Raw genomic sequence first — 17,072 nt, forward strand, 5'->3', positions numbered from 1 at the left:
GGATCGCGGCGGTGCACCCTTCGAACCCGGAGCTTCGCGCGAAGCTGTTGGCACTGATCACGCGCGATACCGAGAAGCGTCAAGAGCTCGTCGATCGCGGCGAGCTCTACGAGACCTACCACCCGGAGATGGAGGCCGTGCATCGCGAGAACGCCCAGACGCTCGACGCCCTCCTCGACGACGAGGGCTGGCCCCTGCCCAGTCACGTGGGCGAAGACGGCGTCGAAGCGGCGTGGATCGTGGCCGTCCATGCGATCGGCGAGCCGGAATTCCAGCGCCGTTGCCGCGCGCTCCTCGAGGCAGCCGTCCAGGAAGGGGAGGCGCCTGCGAGGCTTCACGCGGTCCTCTTCGATCGCATTCGCTTCAACGAGCGGCGACCCCAGCGCTACGGAACGCAGATCGATTGGGACGCGGCGGGAGAGATGAGCCCCTGGGAGATCGAGAACCCCGACGAGGTCGATGCGCGGCGTCGGGAGGTGGGGCTGCCGCCGCTCGCCGAGAGCGTTCGTGAGGTACGCGAGCAGGTTCGCCAGGAAGGCGGTCGCGCTCCGAAGCCCTACGCAGATCGCCAGGCCGAGATCCTGGCGTGGGCCCGGCGCGTGGGGTGGCTCGACGCGCGCGCCTGAACCCGCGCTAGAGCGCGCGTTGCATCGCGGCGTACACCGCGGCCCCCACCGCGAGACTCGCGAGGAGCGAGCGCCAGAGCGCGGCGCGGCGCCACGCGGGCTGGCGCAGGCGCCGCACTTCGATCTCCAGCTTCTCGGCTTCGAGCCGGAGCTTCGCGACCTCGGCCTCCAGCCGGTCCTGTTCGGTTGCCGCCACGAGCCGCTTGTCCGCAAGGCGCGTGCCATCGGTGCGTCGCGCTCCGCACGGCCCGCGCGACGCGGTCGCAGCAGAATGCCTGCGCCCTGAAGCACCCCAGCTGCGTTCGGCTAGGCGAATACGCCCACGCCTACCAGCGCCGCGAGCGCGAGCACCGAGAGACCGAAGCACACCGACCGCAGCAGCTGCCAGTTCGCGTAGTAGCAGACGGCGTACAGACACCGGAACGCGAGGTACGCCCACGCGGCCCAGGCGGTGAGCTCGGGCGAGGCGCCTCCCAGGACGCAGAAGAGCCACGCGCACACGAAGACGGCGATGCTCTCGTTCGCGTTCGCGACGGTGCGCGACACGCGAAACAAGAGTTCGCTGTGATTTCCCTCGACTGCTGTACCGGGCGTGTGCCTCCGCAGGATGCCGACGACGTCGGCCACCAGGACCTGCAGCAGGAGCAGGCCGGCGACGGCGCCGAGGGCGGCGATCGAACTGGCGTAGGTCTCGAACATGGACTCCTCGGGTGGGGGCGGGCGCTCAGGAATCGGCTCCTCGGTACGCATCGAGGGTGATCAACAGGTCGACCGTCAAGACGCTCGCCACGACCAGAATCACGGTGAGAGCGGTCCGGGCGACGGGTACCAGCCACAGCAGTGCAACGAGCAACGCGCTGACCGCAACGACCGGCCAGAAGGAGGTGAGAATCACGACGACGGCTTCGCCGGTTCCCTCTGCGGGAACCTTCGCGGCCTTGACCGCGACGTTGCCGAGGAACAGCGCCCAGGCCAACCAGAACGAAACGCGTTCGAGCACGGCCCCTTCCTTCGATCCCTGCGCCCGACGCCTCGCGCGCTTCAGGCCACCAGCAGACGGTAGCCGACGTCGAGTTCGCTTCGGCCACGCACCCAGCCGTACTGCTGCTCCCAGGCTCCGGACGCCAGGTCGTCGCGGAGTCGCGCGAGACCCGCCTCCGGCTCGTCGAGGCTCGCAAACACCGAGATCCCGGCCCGTACCTCGGGGCGCAGGTAGGCCTCCGGTCGGCACCAGTAGGCGCCGAGGAATCCGTCGGTGCAATCAACGGGAACGGGAACGTCGAACACCTCCGCGCGTCCCAGCTGTTTCCGGATCCGCTCGATCGAGGGCATCGAGACTGCGTCGAGAGCGCGAATCTGTGGGAAGTACTCGGTGAGCCAGAATCCCTCGGCGTCGTTGTCGTAGGTCAGAATCACCGTGCGCTTTCGGGCCGCCCGGGACAGCTCCTGGAGCCCCCGATCGAGGTCGGTCCAGTGGTGGAGGGTGAGGATCGCGAGGGATCCGTCGAAAGCCGCGTCGCGGAACGGCAGATGGCTCGCCGCGGCCTGCACGACGGGCGCCGCGCTGGGAGCGCGCTGGCGAATCATCACGGGCGATGGTTCGACGGCCAAGACGGACCGGTCGACAGGTTCGTAGGAGCCCGTCCCCGCGCCGACGTTCACCACGCTCCGACAGTCGCCGAGGGCGGCGAGGATGCGCGCTGCGAGGCGGGGATCCGAGCGTCGCGCCTGCGCGTAGCCCTGTCCGATCGTGTCGTAGCGGGCCATGGCGCCCGAGTATGCCCAAGCTGCGACGCCGACGCGTCGGCTAGCGCCGCGGCCGCCCTTGCCACGCATGCACCATCGCCAGCGGGTCTTCGGGTTGCCCTTCGAACTGGGGCCCTGCGGTGCGCGCCGTCCAAGGGTGCGCGCGGCGGGTCCAGATGTCGCCGAAGGGTGCCTCGGGCACCGGCTCGTCGAAGGTGCCCGGCCGCAGGACCAGCACCTGAGGAACCTGGACGGGCTCGCCCCACAAGCGCGCGGTGCACGCTCGGCAGTAGCGGCCGCGGAGCTTGCGGCCGTCCTCCATGTCGATTCCGAACGCGTCGGGCGCCGTGGCGAGAGACGTCACGTCCTCCCGGCGCACGATCATCGAGAGGCCGAAAGCGGAACCGGTCTGTCGTTGGCAGTCGCGACAGTGGCACTGGTAGTACGCGATCGGTTCGCCCGCGAAGCGGTACCGAACCGCGCCACACACACAGCCTCCCTCGGCGTCGATCCGCATGCCGCTAGTCCCTCACGTCGGACCGTCGAAGGGGCCCAGGAGTTCCCGGCTGGCCGGGTAGCACTCGGCGTCGAGTTCGGCGTCGTGCTCGCCTTCGCAGGTCGCCGGCTCCGCGCTCTCGGCCGGCAGGTACGCGCAGCCGAACGCGAGGAGCAGGAGGGGGAACAGGAGTCGAGGCATCGCTTACCTACCCGGACACGGTCGCTCAGCAGACAGGCGGGTCGGCCGTGTTCCCGAGATAGCCTAGCCCACGCGCGGCTTCGGCCGTCCGAGCGCTACCGCACCTCGAACTGGGACTCGATGACAACGGGGAGATTCGCGCGGAGCGAGATCGCGCCCAGCACCGAGCGCGCGTGCACTCCGCGGTCGCCGAAGACCTCGACCATGAGGTCCGAGCAGCCGTTCAAGACCTGGGGGTGTTGCTCGTAGTCGGCGGTGGCATTGACGAAGCCCTGCAGGCGGACCACGCGCTCGACCCGGTCGAGATCACCGAGCTCCAGCTTGACGGCGGCGAGGATGTCGAGACCCGTCGATCGCGCGAAGGCGTAGCCTTGTTCCGTCGTGAACTCCGCCCCGAGCTTCCCTTTCGGCGGCGATCCCTCTTCGGGGAGCGGCCCCTTCCCGGAGACGAAGAGCAGGTTTCCCGTGCGCACGCAGTTCGTGTAGTTCGCTGCGGGATTGCTTGCGGTGGGGAGCGTGATCCCCAGCTCCTTCAAGTGTGCTTCGATGCGCATGGTTCTCTTCCCTGGCTGCCCCCGACGAGGGGCGGGCTTCAACCCGTGAACCGGGAGATGTACCAGGTGTTGCCGCCAGCGTCCCGGAACGCGGCGCTGCGCTCGGCGTGACGGAGGTACGGCTGGCTCATCGGTTGGCTCCGGTTTCGTGTGCGGCGTCTCACGCTTCTTCTGGCATGCCGCGAACGGCGAGGACTCCGGGCAGCAAGAGCAGCCAGAAGCCCGAGACGGGTTTCACCACCACACCGAGGACCGCGACCGCGAGGAGCCCCCACCCCAGCGACCGCGGCAACGCCAGCTCCGCCTCTTCGAGACGCCGGGTGCTCACGCCGAAGAGCATGAAGAGCGGGCCGGCGATCAAGAACCAGAACGCTTGGCCCCGCTCGGCGCCCTCCGCCGCCTGGAACACACCGTCGGCGACGATCTCGCCGAGGAGTGTCCCGAAGGGCACGAACGCGAACAGCGTGTGCAGGGTTCCGATGACCAGGAGAGAGGTGCCGACAGGTGCCTTCACGAAAAACGCCGCGATGCGCGCCTCAAGAGGCGGCGACAGCCCCGCGGATTCCGACGATCAGCATCTGGACGCCGATCACGGCCAGGATCAAACCCATCAGGCGGCTGACCACCTTGATCGCGTTCTGGCCGAGGAACCGCACGAGCGTGTCCCCGGCCCAGAAGGCGAGGAGCGTGAGCCCGCACACGCTGCCGAGCGCGGCGAGTACGCGGGTCACCTCCGGCAGGGTCGAACCCGCGGCAAAGTTCATGGCCGTTGCGATCGTCCCCGGGCCGGCGAGGATAGGCAACGCGAGCGGTGTGATCGCGATACCGAGCGCCGAGTCGCGGCTCCGGGCATTGTCGTCGGCGGAAGGGGTGTGCACGCTCGACTCCTGCCCCTGCAGCAGGTGGTAGCCCACGAGCCCGACCAGGATGCCGCCCGCGATGCGAAACGCGGGCAAGGTGATGCCGAAGAGATCGAAGATCTGACGACCGAGCACCGTGAACACCGCCACGATGCCGAACGCCAGCAACACTGCGCGCAGCGCGATGCGGCGACGGGTCGCGGGGTCGACCCCCTCGGTCAAGCCCAGAAACAGGGGCACGTTCGCGATCGGGTTCAAGATCGCGAAGAACGCCATGAAGACGGTCGAAAAATGGACGGCCGGCTCGTTCACGTGCCGATCGAGTCCGCGGCCTCGGGGGCGTCGAGCCAGCCCGAGCAATGTTCGGAAACGGTCGTGTACACCGAGAAGCAGGTGAGCTCTGGGAAGTCCCCCCGCTCGCACATCGCATCGATCCAGTCGTCGACGCTGGGATCGTTGGCCTTCGGCACCTCGAGGCAGAAGGCTTCGGTGGCGCTCGCCGTACCGAGGCAACCCTCGAGCCAGGTGGCCTCACGCGGGAGTTCCCAACTGTCGACCGTGCCCTCCGCTTCCCGCGCGGCCTGCTCCAAGCAGACGGCGTCGGTTCTGGAGTGTCCATACGCGGCGCCTTCTTCGAGCGTGGCTTCATAGCGTTCCAGGGCGCGATGGCCAATCACGAACAGGCTGAAGACGCCGACCGCGATGAGGGCCATCGTCACGACGCCGAAAACGCCCGCTCCGATGACGACGCGCTTCAAGAGGTTGGCGGGTCTCGCCTCGCCGGTTCGGGCGGGCTGGAGAGTCGCGGCCCAGCCGCCGAGCATGCCTGCCGGTATCATTCCCGCCGTCGAGATCGCGGTGTACCAGTGCGGCGCGAGCGGTTCTTCCATCGCGCCCGGGATCAAGAAGTAGACGAGCGAGATCACCAGCGAGAGGGCCGCGGTGAAACCGCCGTGACGCACATGCGCGACGCCGGCTCTCCGGGCCGCCCAATACGCGGCGAACACCGTCGTCGCGAGCCCCAGGACCAGCGACCAGACGAGGTACTCGGGGGCTAGCAGAGCGCCTTCGATCACTTCCTCAGGGTTGTCGTCGAGTGCGCCGATCGCTTCGGTGGCGAGCATGTAGAGCGTGAGCGGAAGCAACACCGCGAGTGTGATCGCGTTGTCGAGCAATGCCCCCAGGACGATCGCGCGCCACTTCAAGCCGTCGAGGAGGCCTTCGGGTTCGATCGGAGGCGGCGGTTGCATGGAGCACGACTCGGCGGGGGTGAATCTGCGCGGTGTCTCGGGGCCTGGTCCACGAGGCACGAAGCGAACCGCCCGAGTATGGCAGACGGGGCGCCGCGCGGGCTGGCGCTAGGCGCGCACGGGCAGGGTCGGTTCAGCGGAGAGGGTCCGGAAGGCCGGCCGGGAGATGCGATACTCGACACCCGCGCCGGCCGGGTAGACCACATCGCGGAAGCGCTCCATCCCCAGCCGCTGCATCACCGCCACCGAGCGGCTGTTCGGGACGTCCGTTCCGGCCAGTACCGAGCTGCACGAGGCTTCCCCGAACGCCCTTGTCAGGACCGTGCGGCTCATCGCGGTGGCGACTCCCTTTCCCCACTGGGATGGGTGCAGGACGTAGGTGAGCTCCGCCGAAGCGGCAGCATCCTCGGGTTCCGAAAGGCGTACGCACCCGAGCAGTGACGCCGCTTCGTCTTCGAGCAACCAGAGCCCGAGGGGTGGCTCGGCGGCGAGCGCTTCGACCACCCAGGCTTCGGCGGCTTCGCGCGGGGGCGGTGCGCCATCGCAGAGAAACTCGTACACCGGCGGAAGAGAGAGCAACCCGAGCAGCGCCGAGGTGTCCCCCGATCTGACGGGGCGTAGCGAGAGGTTCAGCGTCATCGCGCCTCCAGCGGCGGGCAGGGCTCGACTCGATCGATGGCGCGATCGGTCGAGCGGTCCCCCGCACGAGATCTGTCACGTCGACGCTCGACTCAACTTGCACTCGAAGCGAGCCAGGCCGCGGCCGCCCCCCAGACGAAGATCGCCATGCCCACGAACTGGCCGACGATCGTGACGTTGAAACAGGCAAAGGCGGTGAGGTTCGTGAGCGGGGGGTTGGGAAGCAGCCCGGAATGGCCCGTGAGCGGGCGTATCAGCCACGCCAGCATGTCGGTGTAGGCCGCGACGACCAGGCTGGCGACCATCCATGCGGTTGCCGTGGTTCCGAGCGACAGATGCGGCGCGCACAGACCTGCGAAGAGCAGCAGGAAGCCATTCTGCAGGTTTTGAGCGTGGGAGATCCGCCAGTCGTCGAGGTCTTCGGCGGGGGTTCCCCGTGCGCGGAGCACTCCATAGGGAACGCCGACGAGCATCCCGATGAAGAACACGATCCCGCCGTGGAGCAGCAGGGCGGCGAGGGCTCGGTCTTCCGACATGGGAGGCTCCTGTGCGGGAAGGGGGTGGGTTTGCTCAAGCCGAGCGTTTCGCTCGCGGCCAGCCGAGGTAGCGGGGCGTCTGACGCAAGTAGGCGTCGAACGGACCTCCGAGGGTCGAGCGCAACCAGTTCTCCTCGGCGAAGGGCGCCAACGCGAACCAGGCCCCCATCGGCGCGGCGGCGATGGCCGTCCACGCCGACCCGGAAGCCACGACCGCTCCCGCCAATACGAACAGGGTGCCCAGGTACTGGGGGTTTCGGGAGTAGCGGTAGATCCCCGAAGCCACGAGGGGCACCTGGGCGCCGTGGGAACCCGCCGTGCCGAGCGCGAAGTAGCCCGCGAGGGCGAAGAGGCCACCGCCGAAGAACAGCACGAGGCCCACCGACCGCTGCCAGCCCGACATGGGTTGAAGCGTGGCGCAGGCCACGCCGACGATCGCGAGCAGCAAGACGCTGGACGAGATTCCGAGTGCGCGGTTCAACGCTCGGCGTGTTCGAAGTGCGGGGCCCGCACCTTCGGGCAGCGGCCAGATCGCGAGCTCCGGTCGCAGGATCGACCACAGCAGCCCTGCCACTCCAAGTGTGCCCACGGCGGCTGTGGTGACGGAGATCGCTTGGATCATGGATTCGCCCTCCTGGCTCGCTGCGCGGAGTCATGGCGGTCGCGTCGTGGGTGCCTATTCGTCGACCGGCTCGTAGAACTCCCCTTCGAGGTCGTCGAGCTTCTCTTGGAGTGCGCCCCGCGCATCTTGAATCGCCTGGTTGTAGACGTGGGCGCCCAGGTTCTTGACGAAGAAGTCGATCAAGAGGCCGGACTGAAACTCACTGATCTCCCGGTCGAATTCGCCGCGAAAGAAGCCCTGGAGCCGGTCGACGAGGTCTTCGCGCCGGGATTCCGAAAGGCGGATGCGCATCGGCTTCTCGAGCTGTCGTTCGCTCATCGGCGTGTTCCGCAGTGGTCGTGGTGAACTCGGCGCGGCAACGATCAGGCTCCCGGCGCCTTGAACGGAAGCGCGTTGAAGATGCCGGGCGTGGAATGGTCGATCATCTGCGCCCCGACGACCTTCGCGTAGTAGTCCGCGGGCCCGACGCCCCCGATGATCGCATAGGCGTAGCCTTGCGCGCGTTGTGCATGCAGCGCGGCCAGGAGCAGGACACGACCGATGCCCTGTCCTCGAAGCTCGGGCACTACGCCGGTAGGTCCAAAGAAGTTGGGACACACCGCATCGTAGGCAGAGAACCCGAGGATCTTCTCGTCACGAACTGCCAGGAAACAGGAGATGGGTAGCCGTTGGAACACCACCTCGACCTCGGGAGCCCAGAACCCGAAGTTCGCCCATGCCCAGTCGACCACCTGGGGCTTCTCGGGTGCCAGCGCGCGCCGGACCTGGAAGCCCGCCGCTGTTGCATCGGCGTGCGCCGCTTCCAGGCTGGGCAGATCGTAGAGTCGCACGATCATGTCGGGCATCGTGTGGCCTCCTCGCGACCGTCCAGGTCGTGCGAACGAGTCGGCGCTCCGGTCGAAGTGCCGACCGATGTTGCCAGAACGCCCCGCGCCAGGAGCGCCCCACGGCTCACGGAGCGTCGGGCTCGAACTGTCGAAGCATCGCGCGGGCTTCGTAGGCGAACGGTGTGTCGGGGTGTTGTTCGCTGACGTAGGAGAAGGCGGCCTTCGCTTCCTCGGTGCGTTCCATGCGCGACAAACACTTTCCCTTGTAGAGGTAGACTTCGGCGAGCTCCGTGGGGTGGTCGGTCAGAAACGGGAGGTATTCGTCCACCAGTTCCAACACGCGCGCACACTCGCCTGCCCGATATTGGTCTCCGACGTCGGTCACCGCTCCCATCGCGATGACGCCGCCGCACCCCGCAGCGAAGAGTCCACACAGCAGTACGGCGCTCCGGTTTCGAGGCTTCAAGACCATCCTCACGCGTGCGTGTCGTTTTCGGGTCGACGTACTCTGCGTCGATCGCGGCGCACAGTATGCCAGAGCCCACGGGGATGGGCGTCGCGACGGACCAGCGCCGTCAGGCAGCCGCCTGCGCTCCCTGGCGCTTGAGCAGCCAGAGCGCCAAGCCTGCGGAGACCAGCTCGAACCCGAGCGCCTGTCCGGTGTAGGCCGACCAGCCGGAATCGAGTGCTGCACCCGACAGGCGCGCGACGAAGAGTCCACTGCAGAGGAAGGCGATGGCGAACAGGGCAGGACGTCGCAGGTCGTCTCGCAGGAAGGCGGCACCCGTCAGCGCTCCCAAGGCGGCCTGGAGCCCGCCGTACATCGCGCGAATCTCGGTCGTGCCCGTGGCCGAGTCGGCCGCCACACCCGCGGCGCCCGATAGGTATGCGGGATCGAAGAAGCAGAAGAGTCCGTAGCCCGACCAGAGCAACGCCGAAAAGCCGAGGAACCATCGCATCAGCCACACCTCATGTTTCTCTCGAAGTCGCGCCCAGTATGCCAGGGCCGTCGCGCCGCAAGGGGTTCGTCTCGCGCACGGCCGGCTACTTGACCAGGCGGAAGTCAGGGTGCGACATCCACGCCTCGAGGAACTCGGTGTCCGAGTAGTGGCACGAGTCGAGGGCCACGCAGCGACCGGCGAGCGTACTTGGGTCGGAAGGAAGCCGGGGCAGGAGGCCGCCGTAGTCCACCACGCCAGTTGCGCCCGTCGCGAGGTGGAGACACAGCTCGGCCAGGACCCGATGGTCGTCCACGTCGTTGCACATCGCGGCGACGGTCACGGCCGTCTGGAACCCTCGTCCGAAAGCTGCGGCGACGCCCTCGAGTTCGTCCGCCTCGAGATCGTAGAAGGGCAGGGCGTGCAGCTCGAAGAAGAACGGGCGTCCCTCACCTTGGTAGCGCCCCCCGATGCCCGTCGTGTCGGAGATCCAGAAGTCATCTCCGCTTTCGCTGGACGAGACGGACCGAAACGTTTCGACCACCGACAGGCGAAGAGCCTCGACGGGTTGGGGGAACAGAACGCTCGCGGACGGCCCTGCCACTCGTGGCTAGCCGGCGGCTCCCAATAGAGTGATCACGTTGCCGTCGGGGTCGCGCAGATGAGCGAGCACGCCACCCCAAGGCTGCTTTTCGGGTGGGGCGGCGAACTCGACGCCGCGTTCGGCGAGCGTCCGGTGGGTGGCGGCGATGTCCGGCACCTCCAGCGAGACGCCCGCGAAGCGCCCGACGAGGCCTGCGGCCTCGGGGTCGCCCGGGTCGAGCCGCTCGAGCGCGAGCTGGGTTTCGCCGGTGGCGAGCTGTGCCCAGCCGAGATCGTCGTCTCGGAAGGCGGCGGGTATCCCCAGGGTCTCAGTGTAGAACTCGATCGCGCGTTCCCAGTTCGAAACGAAGATCCGCACGACGTTGAGCTTGAACTGCATTCCGAACTCCTCGCAGCGCCTGGGGGTCCGCCGTTCGGGCGAACGGTTGTGCGCGTCCCAGTATGCCAGAGCCGCGTTCGGGGGGAGAAGAGGCCTCGGATTCCGCGGAGCGCAGTGAACCTCTCGAGTGTGGGCGGGGTCACAACCAGAGGCGCACAGGGAGGCCCGCGGACCCCAGCACAGAAGGGATGTCAGCAGTCGTGCCCTCGAGACAACCCGTCGGCCTCCTGGGGGCCTTCGCTCTGCTCGGCTGTGCCCACCTGGAGCCTCGCTGCTCCGAGTACAGGCAGGTGCTGGCAGAGGCATCGGCCGAGGTGGCGATCACCGATCAGGTCCGCGCGGGCGGGGCGTTCGCGGAGGCCCCGGCGATCGACGTGAGCGAAGAAGCCGCGCTCTTGTCGAAGCGTCTCAAGACGCTTTGCGAGCTCCGCTGGGAGGGGGAGTTGTCGCACGACGCATACCGACTGGAGGTGCGTCAGGCGTACGACGACTACATCCGAACGCGCTTCGGAGACTCGCACCGGTACTGAGATCGTGTGGCGAGCTCTCGCATCAGGGAGTCTAGGGGCCGCCGGGGATCTCTGCGCAGAAGGTGGCCTCGTACCCGTTGCAGTCGCGAATCGAGAACTGGCGGAGGCCCCAGGGGCGATCGCTCGGCTCCTCCAGCACCTGGACGCCACGGTCGCGGTAGCGCTCGAACAGGTCGTCGAGGTTCACACCCACGTACAACCACAGCGAGAGAGAGGGGTTCACCTCGGCACCCGCCGGTAGCGGCTCGAAGCGGATATGGACGGTGGGAGCCGAGTAGCTGGGATCCGCACAGACGCGCGCGTGCACGGGCGGGTCCCCCTCGACGAAGTCGATGTGGAAGTCGAGCTTGTCGCGATAGAAGGCCACCGTCTCGTGCACGTCGGGCACGGCGAGCACCGGCTGCATGCCGTGGAGCTGAAACGGAGTGAGCGGTCCGGGTTCCAAGGTCGACCTCCGGCCGACGCTAGGACGCGCGGCGCTTGTCTCGGTGGTAGGTGAGCGCGGCTGCGACGCAGACGGCCAGCGCCTGGCGGGGCACGGCGTCCCCCTCGTCGAAGACGAGCCGGCGATTTCCATCGAACTGGAACTCACCGGGAAACCAGTCCCGGAAGCGCTGGACGAGATCGGTCTGGCAGTGGAAACACATCGCGTACTCGCGCGGCGCCGACTCGTTCCAGTGCACGCGAATCGTGGTTCCGACTCGGGCCTTCTTCGGGAGGTAGGCGGGTTCGCCCCACTTCAGCGTCTCGTCGAGCGCGCCCACGCCTTCCGTCTTCGCCGCGGTGTCGAAGATGAGCTTCCGCAGGGCGAGGAGCTTCCGCCGGATCCTGGGCGGGTACGCGCCGAACGCGGCGGCGACTTCCGGGCTTTCGATCGGTTTCACGGGGAAGCTCCAAGCGGCTCGGGCGGGGCGACGCGCGGGCTAGCTGGCGCGGCTCGCCGCCTCGGCCTTGAGCTCGCGCCACTTCTCCGTATTCACCGGCTCGAGGTACGACTCACCCGGAACGCTCTTCACGGTGTAGGAGAACTCGAGCTGCACGCCGTTCGGGTCGCGGAAGTAGATCGAGTGCAACCAGTCGAGGTCGAGAGGTCCGATCACATCGACGCCCGCGGCCTCTAGCTTCGACTTCCGCGCTTCCAGCTCTTCGAGGGAGTCGACGTCGAAGGCGAAATGGATCATACCGACCCCGGTCCGAACTCCCAGGCCCGCGTTGATGCCCGCATCGAACGTGTCGGCGATGTCTGCGATGCCGTGGCTCTGAGCGAACTCGAGGCTCTGACTGTTGCCGAGGTCGAAGAAGACCTGCCGCAGGTGGCCTTCGCCCACCTCGCGGAGGTAGTACGCGATCGGCTCGAAGCCCAGCACCTTCTGGTAGAACTCGATCGTCGTGTCGATGTCGTGGGTCATCAGACCGAAGTGGTTCATGCCTCTGGGCTGCATGGCGTGCTCCTCCGTGTGGGTCCGACCGGGCCCGTTCATCCTACGCTATTCGAAGCTCCACGAGGTCCGAACCTCGGCCAGCCGATCCCTTGCGTCGAACCGCAGGCCGATCGCATCGACCCAGACATGGCCATCCTTCTCGAACACCCGGTCCGGGTCGCCGGCTCCGAGGGCCGCTTCGAGCACCGACGCGCGATCGTGTTCCGGGCGGGCGGCCACGGGAACGACGGCGAGGAGCTGATGCAGGGCCCGATTCTCATCGGCGCACTGCACATCGCGGTAGGTCATGGTGAGCGCGTTGTCGATCGTCAGGAAGAGCCAGAAGCCGTTCGAGATGACGAGCAGCGAGCTCAAGACGCCGATGGCGACGGTGGTGCGGCGCAAGGGAACTCCTCTCGATGAGACGCGTTCATGTGGCCGGGTAGGCCTCGAGGTCTTTGGTCGACGCCTCCGATCGAAGCAACTCGAGCACACGTACGCAGAGTGGGTCGTCGGTTGCGAGCTGATTGTGGCCACGGATCCGCTCCCACAACGATCGCTGCTTCTCGATCTGGACGACCCATGCGACCGGCTCCGCGGAAGCCGATTCCTCGACTTCGGCCGAAGCTCCGACGAGGTACGACGCGCCGAACGCGGAGACGTCGACGTACCAACCCCAGTCCTCGTAGTCCGGCGCGGGCACCTCGATTCCAGTCGTAGCGAGTTGCGGGCCCAGCCAGGTCAGCAACGAGTGGCCGAAGATCGGATTGACCGGATTCTCGGGTTCCCGCGAGACGTCGAAGGCCGTCGACCGAAACTCGATGACGAGAGCCATGGAGGGAGCCTCGTGTTCGGCGTTCAGCCAACCGGAGCGCCAATGCTGGAGCGGAAGCAGCGGGGAACTCCGCCGCTCTACTTCCGCGGCGACAGGATCGCGAACGCCCAGCCCAAGCGGGTGTAGGAAGAGAGAACTCGCGCGACTGCTTGGATCGGTGCCGGCAGCGAGCGCGGCGTCCGGAACCGCTTCCCGTCGTGGATGACGAAAGCACGCGCCGGTCGCGGTTTCCCAGCCAGCCAGAAGCGCGTGCGCGGCTCGGCCGCCAGGTTCAGCACCCACTGAGAGCGGTTGCCACGGTAGGTACCGACCAGCACGTAGCTCCCGAAGCGGCTGGCCACGAGCGGCGTGCGGTAGCGACGCCCCGACTTGCGTCCGCGCGTCTCCAGAACCACCAACCCACCGGGCGCGAGCCGGGGAGATCCGAGGCCCGCCCGGACGAGCGGTTCGACGAAGCGGTTGAGCGTGCGGAAGAACTGCGCTTCTACGGACTCGGAGGCAGGTCGATCGGCCATCTCACGACTCCTGGGTTACCCGGCCGCGGCTAGGCAGCGGGGCCGGTCTCTCGCGAGGTCAACTCGAACGTCCACCAACCCTCGGGCCGAGGGTCGGGGTCGTCGTTCTCGAGCTTCTTCGCGCGTGCGCGCCAAACGGCATCGAGCTCGTCGGCGGAGGTCACGCGCCGAAGCTCCACCGGGTAGATCGCCTCCCCGATCTGGATGCGTCCACTCGACTGCTCGAGCGCCAGCCCCGACCAGCGCTTCCCCTCACACACGGAGCAGCTCACGAACAGACGCTGTTGCCAAGACATGCAGTTCACCGTGACCGAGTGGGGTCCCGCAACCTCCACGGCACACCGCGGTACCGCGTTGGCGAAGCTCCAGTCGGATACGGTGTCCGTGTGCTCCGGTCCGCGAAGCGCACCGCCGGCGATCGGTCCGCAAGGGCCGATCCCCAGCGCGACGATCGTCCAGGAGAAGAGCCAGAGCGAAAGCGTACGTCGGGTCATGTGCGGGCATTCCCTCGGGCGCGTCGGGTCCGGTGGGCCCTCAGTATGCCAGAAGCCTGACTACGGCTTCAGCTGGTGCTACGCCTCGCTGACCACTCGTCGCGGAGCAACGCCCAACGCTCGTGATCTCGCCAGCGGCCTCCCACCTTCACGTACTTCGGCGAAAGGCCTTCCTTGCGAAAGCCGAGGCGCCGAACCAGGCGGATCGAGCGATGATTCTGGGGCTGGATGTTCGCTTCGAGCCGGTGCAGCCGCAGCTCCCGGAAGGCGCGCGTGATCGCAGCGGCCACCCCAGCACGCATGAAGCCCATGCCCTCGAAGGGCGCGAACGCGTAGTAGCCCAGGTACGCCGACTGGAAGGAGCCCCGCACGATCTCGTTCAGGTTGACCACTCCGACGATCGCGTCCGACTGCGGGTCGACGACGAGTCGGCATTCGTACTGCGCGTCACGCGCGCGCTCGAGGAACGCCCGAAACGCGGCCGATGTGGCGGGTGGGTGTGCGAGGCCGCGATGCAGTGCGCGACTTCGGCGCGCCGCCGCCAGGAACGCCTCTTCGTCACGAGGGGACGGCGCTCGCAACCGAACCCGCACCACGAAACCTCCGCATCACGCGACCCGCGAACGGATCGCTCCGGGAAACGCCCAGTATGCCAGAGCCGGGCGCTTCCACGGACGCGCGAGTGTCACTGCAGGACGTAGCCCCGGGGAAGCACGAAGAAGAGCGAGGCGAGTAGCGCGGTCCACCCGACGACGGCGAGTGGGGAGGCCACGCGAAGATGGCGGTAGAAGCGACGGATCAGGCGAGTCGAGCCAACGATGGCGTAGCCCCAAACGAAGAGGAACGCGAGGCCCGCTCCGATCCCCAACAAGGGGAACGCCGCGTGCTCGAACCAGTTCGTCTTCAGGTAGGCGACCAGGGCCGCGCCCGAGACGACGATCAGCAGAACGAACCAGACGAGGAGGTGGTAGCCGGCGATGACGCTGAGGAGCGCCGCCAGCCAGGACGGGTTCTCGCTCTGCGATTCGGGTTCCCGGTCGGAGGCCGGGGCCATCTAGCCGTGCGTCTGTGCCCGCGTCAGGAAATCCTGCCAACGGGCGTCTCGCGCCGGATCCCGCTCGGCCCTCGGGAGTTCGCTCTCGACGAATGCCGTGAACGAATCAGAGAACACGGTGGGGTTCGCCTGCCACCAATCGCGCACTCCGGGGTACGACAGCCACCAGCGAATCGTCGAAGCCCAGCGTGCCCAGATCTCTTCGGAGAGCGCGCCGGACTCGGCTTGATGGAAGATGAACTCGAAGGCGCCGAAGGCCTCTACGAACCACCAGGTGAATCGGATCCGCTCCTCGGGAGTGAGCAACCCGACGTCGATGACCCCTCGCGCATGCAGGTTCGACAGCTCCGGGTCACGGCTGAGCGCGGATTGGGTGGCCGAGATGCGATCGAGCACCCGAGCGAAGTTCTCCGCGCGGATCGACTCCGTGTTCTGACGTACCTGAACGGCGAGGTAGACGAGCGAGACCACGACCACGACGCCGCCGATGAACTCGCCGAGGTTGGCCAGGTCTCCTAGGTCCAGGGCTTCGCCTCCGTCACGCGCCGCTCCGTTTCAGCTGCGGTTCAGGTGGAAGACCGAGACCGCGCCGGGGGCATCTTCGATCGAGGGGAAGCCCGCGACGATGTCGGGGTAGTTCGGCTCGTACTTCGCGACCCACGCCTCGAGCACCGGGCGCCATTTGGGCCCGCTGAGCAGCGACGCGTTCAAGGCATAGGTGTCGTCGCCGAGGCGCAACTCAACGGGACCCCCGTTTCCGATCCGCTCGACCCACCCGCTATCGCTGCCGCCCACGACGTACAGCTCGCCTTCGTGGTCGATCACCCAGATGATCACGACGCGCGGCGGGAAGCCCGGAACCTTGAGCCGGATCTCGTCGATGCCCGAGGTGTCGCGCCACTCCTGGGGAGCGTCGACGGGCGTACCCCCGATGAAAAGGCCGGGTACCGGGCCGATCGGGGCGGCGATCAGCGTGATGAGGCCGAGCACGAGGACGATCGGCAAACCGATCTTGAGAATCTTCACGTTCCCCTCCTTGCCGTGACCGCCGCACGTGTCGCCGCGGCGGGTCGGGCATGTGGTTGGATGGCGGCTTTCGAAGACGCCGCCAGCCAGGCGCGCCGCGCCAGTATGCCAGAGTCCATTCACCCGTGGGTGTCGGCGCTAGAGATCGAGAGCCGCTGCGAACGCCGCGAACGAGACGAACTTTTCGGTCCACGCGCAGGTGCCGTCCTGGTCGGATGGCGGCCAGCCGCTCACGACGACGCGGGGGTCCGAGGGCGAAGTTCGGTAGTCGAGGGCGATGGCGACGTCATCGCCCGGGTGACGATTGACGGCGAGGAAGAGCGACTGCTCGGTATCGAGCCACGGGAGGTCGCGTCTTCCATCGTTGGAGCCTCGGCAGAGTCGCAGGATCTCGATTGCATCCCGTGGACGGGACTCGCGCCCCATGTCTTCGAAGGAAAGGAAGTCGACCGGGTCGCCCCGAAGCTCGGGAAAGGCGGCGGCGAGCGCGTCATCGCCCGGGTGGACCCAGCGTCCGGCGGACTCCAACGCGATGAGGAGCGGCGGCAGTTCGAGGCCGTGGATCGTCATCTCGATCGGTGGTCTCGTTCGACTCGGAGCGCGGTGACCGAGGCTACGCGGAGGCGCTGGGATCGCGGCCGAAGCGCTTTGCCGCGCGTTCCCGCGCCTTCGCGGCCTCCACCTCGCGATCGCGAGGCGGTGCCTGGGTGGAAAGAGAGGTGAGCAGGTCACGCGCGACAACGGCGACTCCGGCAACCGCCTTGTCGAACGCCTCTTCGTTCGCGCGAGAAGGCTTGTTGTAGCCGCTCAGCTTGCGGACGAACTGGAGTGACGCCGCCTGGATCTCGTCCTCGGTCGCCGGAGGCTCGAAGTTGAAGAGCGTCTTGATGTTTCGACACATGGCGAGCTCCTGTCGGGTG

The 17,072-nt window shown here is 67.5% G+C and carries 34 protein-coding genes; 2 read left to right on the top strand and 32 right to left on the bottom strand.

Annotated features, from left to right (window positions below; translation table 11 throughout):
- Positions 1–11 precede the first annotated feature (11 nt).
- Complete coding sequence (locus tag AAF430_18025; GenBank protein ID MEM7412131.1) at positions 12–626, top strand: DUF6624 domain-containing protein; 615 nt, start codon at positions 12–14, stop codon at positions 624–626.
- A gap of 7 nt (positions 627–633) precedes the next feature.
- Here the strand turns inward: AAF430_18025 and AAF430_18030 are convergent, their stop codons facing one another.
- From AAF430_18030 to AAF430_18120, 19 genes are all read right to left on the bottom strand, one after another.
- Entirely contained in the window at positions 634–822 is a 189-nt protein-coding gene (locus AAF430_18030) for a hypothetical protein (GenBank protein MEM7412132.1), read from the bottom strand.
- Between the two features lie 110 nt (positions 823–932).
- The gene (locus tag AAF430_18035; protein ID MEM7412133.1) at positions 933–1,325 is read right to left on the bottom strand and encodes an MAPEG family protein; all 393 of its coding nucleotides are present in this window, start codon (positions 1,323–1,325) and stop codon (positions 933–935) included.
- Between the two features lie 25 nt (positions 1,326–1,350).
- Entirely contained in the window at positions 1,351–1,626 is a 276-nt protein-coding gene (locus AAF430_18040) for a hypothetical protein (protein MEM7412134.1), read from the bottom strand.
- Between the two features lie 41 nt (positions 1,627–1,667).
- Positions 1,668–2,393 carry a class I SAM-dependent methyltransferase gene (locus AAF430_18045; protein MEM7412135.1) on the bottom strand — a complete coding sequence of 242 codons (726 nt, stop codon included), beginning with the start codon at positions 2,391–2,393 and terminating at the stop codon, positions 1,668–1,670.
- A gap of 40 nt (positions 2,394–2,433) precedes the next feature.
- Positions 2,434–2,889 (bottom strand): GFA family protein, encoded by a 456-nt coding sequence (locus AAF430_18050; protein MEM7412136.1) that lies wholly within the window; start codon positions 2,887–2,889, stop codon positions 2,434–2,436.
- 12 nt (positions 2,890–2,901) lie between these two features.
- The gene (locus tag AAF430_18055; protein MEM7412137.1) at positions 2,902–3,069 is read right to left on the bottom strand and encodes a hypothetical protein; all 168 of its coding nucleotides are present in this window, start codon (positions 3,067–3,069) and stop codon (positions 2,902–2,904) included.
- 95 nt (positions 3,070–3,164) lie between these two features.
- Entirely contained in the window at positions 3,165–3,623 is a 459-nt protein-coding gene (locus tag AAF430_18060) for a RidA family protein (protein ID MEM7412138.1), read from the bottom strand.
- Positions 3,624–3,783: 160 nt separating this feature from the next.
- Entirely contained in the window at positions 3,784–4,137 is a 354-nt protein-coding gene (locus AAF430_18065) for a DUF6463 family protein (GenBank protein MEM7412139.1), read from the bottom strand.
- A gap of 22 nt (positions 4,138–4,159) precedes the next feature.
- On the bottom strand, positions 4,160–4,795 hold the full coding sequence (locus tag AAF430_18070) for a MarC family protein (protein MEM7412140.1): 636 nt from the start codon (positions 4,793–4,795) through the stop codon (positions 4,160–4,162).
- Positions 4,792–5,733, bottom strand: a complete 942-nt coding sequence (locus tag AAF430_18075; protein ID MEM7412141.1) for a hypothetical protein — start codon at positions 5,731–5,733, stop codon at positions 4,792–4,794. Before AAF430_18075 ends, AAF430_18070 begins: the two co-directional genes overlap by 4 nt.
- Before the next feature lie 108 nt (positions 5,734–5,841).
- A complete protein-coding gene (locus AAF430_18080; protein ID MEM7412142.1) occupies positions 5,842–6,372 on the bottom strand; it encodes a GNAT family N-acetyltransferase in 531 nt (176 codons plus the stop codon).
- A 92-nt stretch (positions 6,373–6,464) separates the two neighbouring features.
- On the bottom strand, positions 6,465–6,908 hold the full coding sequence (locus AAF430_18085) for a hypothetical protein (protein MEM7412143.1): 444 nt from the start codon (positions 6,906–6,908) through the stop codon (positions 6,465–6,467).
- Between the two features lie 34 nt (positions 6,909–6,942).
- Positions 6,943–7,530: an isoprenylcysteine carboxylmethyltransferase family protein gene (locus tag AAF430_18090; protein MEM7412144.1), complete on the bottom strand. Its 588-nt coding sequence runs from the start codon at positions 7,528–7,530 to the stop codon at positions 6,943–6,945.
- A gap of 54 nt (positions 7,531–7,584) precedes the next feature.
- A complete protein-coding gene (locus tag AAF430_18095; protein MEM7412145.1) occupies positions 7,585–7,848 on the bottom strand; it encodes a DUF2164 domain-containing protein in 264 nt (87 codons plus the stop codon).
- Between the two features lie 44 nt (positions 7,849–7,892).
- Positions 7,893–8,375, bottom strand: coding sequence for a GNAT family N-acetyltransferase (locus AAF430_18100; GenBank protein ID MEM7412146.1), 483 nt, complete (start codon positions 8,373–8,375; stop codon positions 7,893–7,895).
- A gap of 106 nt (positions 8,376–8,481) precedes the next feature.
- Positions 8,482–8,823, bottom strand: a complete 342-nt coding sequence (locus tag AAF430_18105) for a hypothetical protein (GenBank protein MEM7412147.1) — start codon at positions 8,821–8,823, stop codon at positions 8,482–8,484.
- A gap of 109 nt (positions 8,824–8,932) precedes the next feature.
- The gene (locus AAF430_18110) at positions 8,933–9,316 is read right to left on the bottom strand and encodes a DUF4345 domain-containing protein (GenBank protein ID MEM7412148.1); all 384 of its coding nucleotides are present in this window, start codon (positions 9,314–9,316) and stop codon (positions 8,933–8,935) included.
- Positions 9,317–9,401: 85 nt separating this feature from the next.
- Positions 9,402–9,899: a DUF6368 family protein gene (locus AAF430_18115; GenBank protein MEM7412149.1), complete on the bottom strand. Its 498-nt coding sequence runs from the start codon at positions 9,897–9,899 to the stop codon at positions 9,402–9,404.
- A gap of 6 nt (positions 9,900–9,905) precedes the next feature.
- On the bottom strand, positions 9,906–10,277 hold the full coding sequence (locus AAF430_18120) for a VOC family protein (GenBank protein MEM7412150.1): 372 nt from the start codon (positions 10,275–10,277) through the stop codon (positions 9,906–9,908).
- Positions 10,278–10,477: 200 nt separating this feature from the next.
- On the opposite strand from AAF430_18120, the gene AAF430_18125 reads away from it, so the two are divergent.
- On the top strand, positions 10,478–10,807 hold the full coding sequence (locus tag AAF430_18125; GenBank protein ID MEM7412151.1) for a hypothetical protein: 330 nt from the start codon (positions 10,478–10,480) through the stop codon (positions 10,805–10,807).
- A gap of 31 nt (positions 10,808–10,838) precedes the next feature.
- Here AAF430_18125 and AAF430_18130 read toward each other — a convergent pair whose 3' ends face one another.
- The 13 genes from AAF430_18130 to AAF430_18190 form a co-directional block, all read right to left on the bottom strand.
- Positions 10,839–11,252, bottom strand: a complete 414-nt coding sequence (locus AAF430_18130) for a VOC family protein (protein ID MEM7412152.1) — start codon at positions 11,250–11,252, stop codon at positions 10,839–10,841.
- Positions 11,253–11,271: 19 nt separating this feature from the next.
- Complete coding sequence (locus AAF430_18135) at positions 11,272–11,691, bottom strand: DUF1801 domain-containing protein (GenBank protein MEM7412153.1); 420 nt, start codon at positions 11,689–11,691, stop codon at positions 11,272–11,274.
- Between the two features lie 39 nt (positions 11,692–11,730).
- Positions 11,731–12,249, bottom strand: a complete 519-nt coding sequence (locus tag AAF430_18140; protein ID MEM7412154.1) for a VOC family protein — start codon at positions 12,247–12,249, stop codon at positions 11,731–11,733.
- A gap of 45 nt (positions 12,250–12,294) precedes the next feature.
- Positions 12,295–12,633, bottom strand: coding sequence for a hypothetical protein (locus AAF430_18145; protein MEM7412155.1), 339 nt, complete (start codon positions 12,631–12,633; stop codon positions 12,295–12,297).
- A gap of 25 nt (positions 12,634–12,658) precedes the next feature.
- Positions 12,659–13,063, bottom strand: a complete 405-nt coding sequence (locus tag AAF430_18150; GenBank protein MEM7412156.1) for a hypothetical protein — start codon at positions 13,061–13,063, stop codon at positions 12,659–12,661.
- Between the two features lie 77 nt (positions 13,064–13,140).
- Positions 13,141–13,578 (bottom strand): nitroreductase family deazaflavin-dependent oxidoreductase, encoded by a 438-nt coding sequence (locus AAF430_18155; protein ID MEM7412157.1) that lies wholly within the window; start codon positions 13,576–13,578, stop codon positions 13,141–13,143.
- 29 nt (positions 13,579–13,607) lie between these two features.
- Complete coding sequence (locus tag AAF430_18160; GenBank protein MEM7412158.1) at positions 13,608–14,072, bottom strand: hypothetical protein; 465 nt, start codon at positions 14,070–14,072, stop codon at positions 13,608–13,610.
- A 68-nt stretch (positions 14,073–14,140) separates the two neighbouring features.
- Positions 14,141–14,668, bottom strand: coding sequence for a GNAT family N-acetyltransferase (locus AAF430_18165; GenBank protein ID MEM7412159.1), 528 nt, complete (start codon positions 14,666–14,668; stop codon positions 14,141–14,143).
- 89 nt (positions 14,669–14,757) lie between these two features.
- Positions 14,758–15,126: a hypothetical protein gene (locus tag AAF430_18170; protein ID MEM7412160.1), complete on the bottom strand. Its 369-nt coding sequence runs from the start codon at positions 15,124–15,126 to the stop codon at positions 14,758–14,760.
- Positions 15,127–15,603 (bottom strand): hypothetical protein, encoded by a 477-nt coding sequence (locus AAF430_18175; GenBank protein ID MEM7412161.1) that lies wholly within the window; start codon positions 15,601–15,603, stop codon positions 15,127–15,129.
- 78 nt (positions 15,604–15,681) lie between these two features.
- A complete protein-coding gene (locus tag AAF430_18180) occupies positions 15,682–16,152 on the bottom strand; it encodes a hypothetical protein (protein MEM7412162.1) in 471 nt (156 codons plus the stop codon).
- A gap of 138 nt (positions 16,153–16,290) precedes the next feature.
- Complete coding sequence (locus tag AAF430_18185; protein MEM7412163.1) at positions 16,291–16,722, bottom strand: hypothetical protein; 432 nt, start codon at positions 16,720–16,722, stop codon at positions 16,291–16,293.
- 43 nt (positions 16,723–16,765) lie between these two features.
- Positions 16,766–17,053, bottom strand: a complete 288-nt coding sequence (locus AAF430_18190; protein MEM7412164.1) for a DUF2277 domain-containing protein — start codon at positions 17,051–17,053, stop codon at positions 16,766–16,768.
- Between the last annotated feature and the right edge of the window lie 19 nt (positions 17,054–17,072).

This window comes from Myxococcota bacterium (genome assembly GCA_039030075.1).
Lineage (GTDB): Bacteria > Myxococcota_A > UBA9160 > UBA9160 > SMWR01 > JAHEJV01.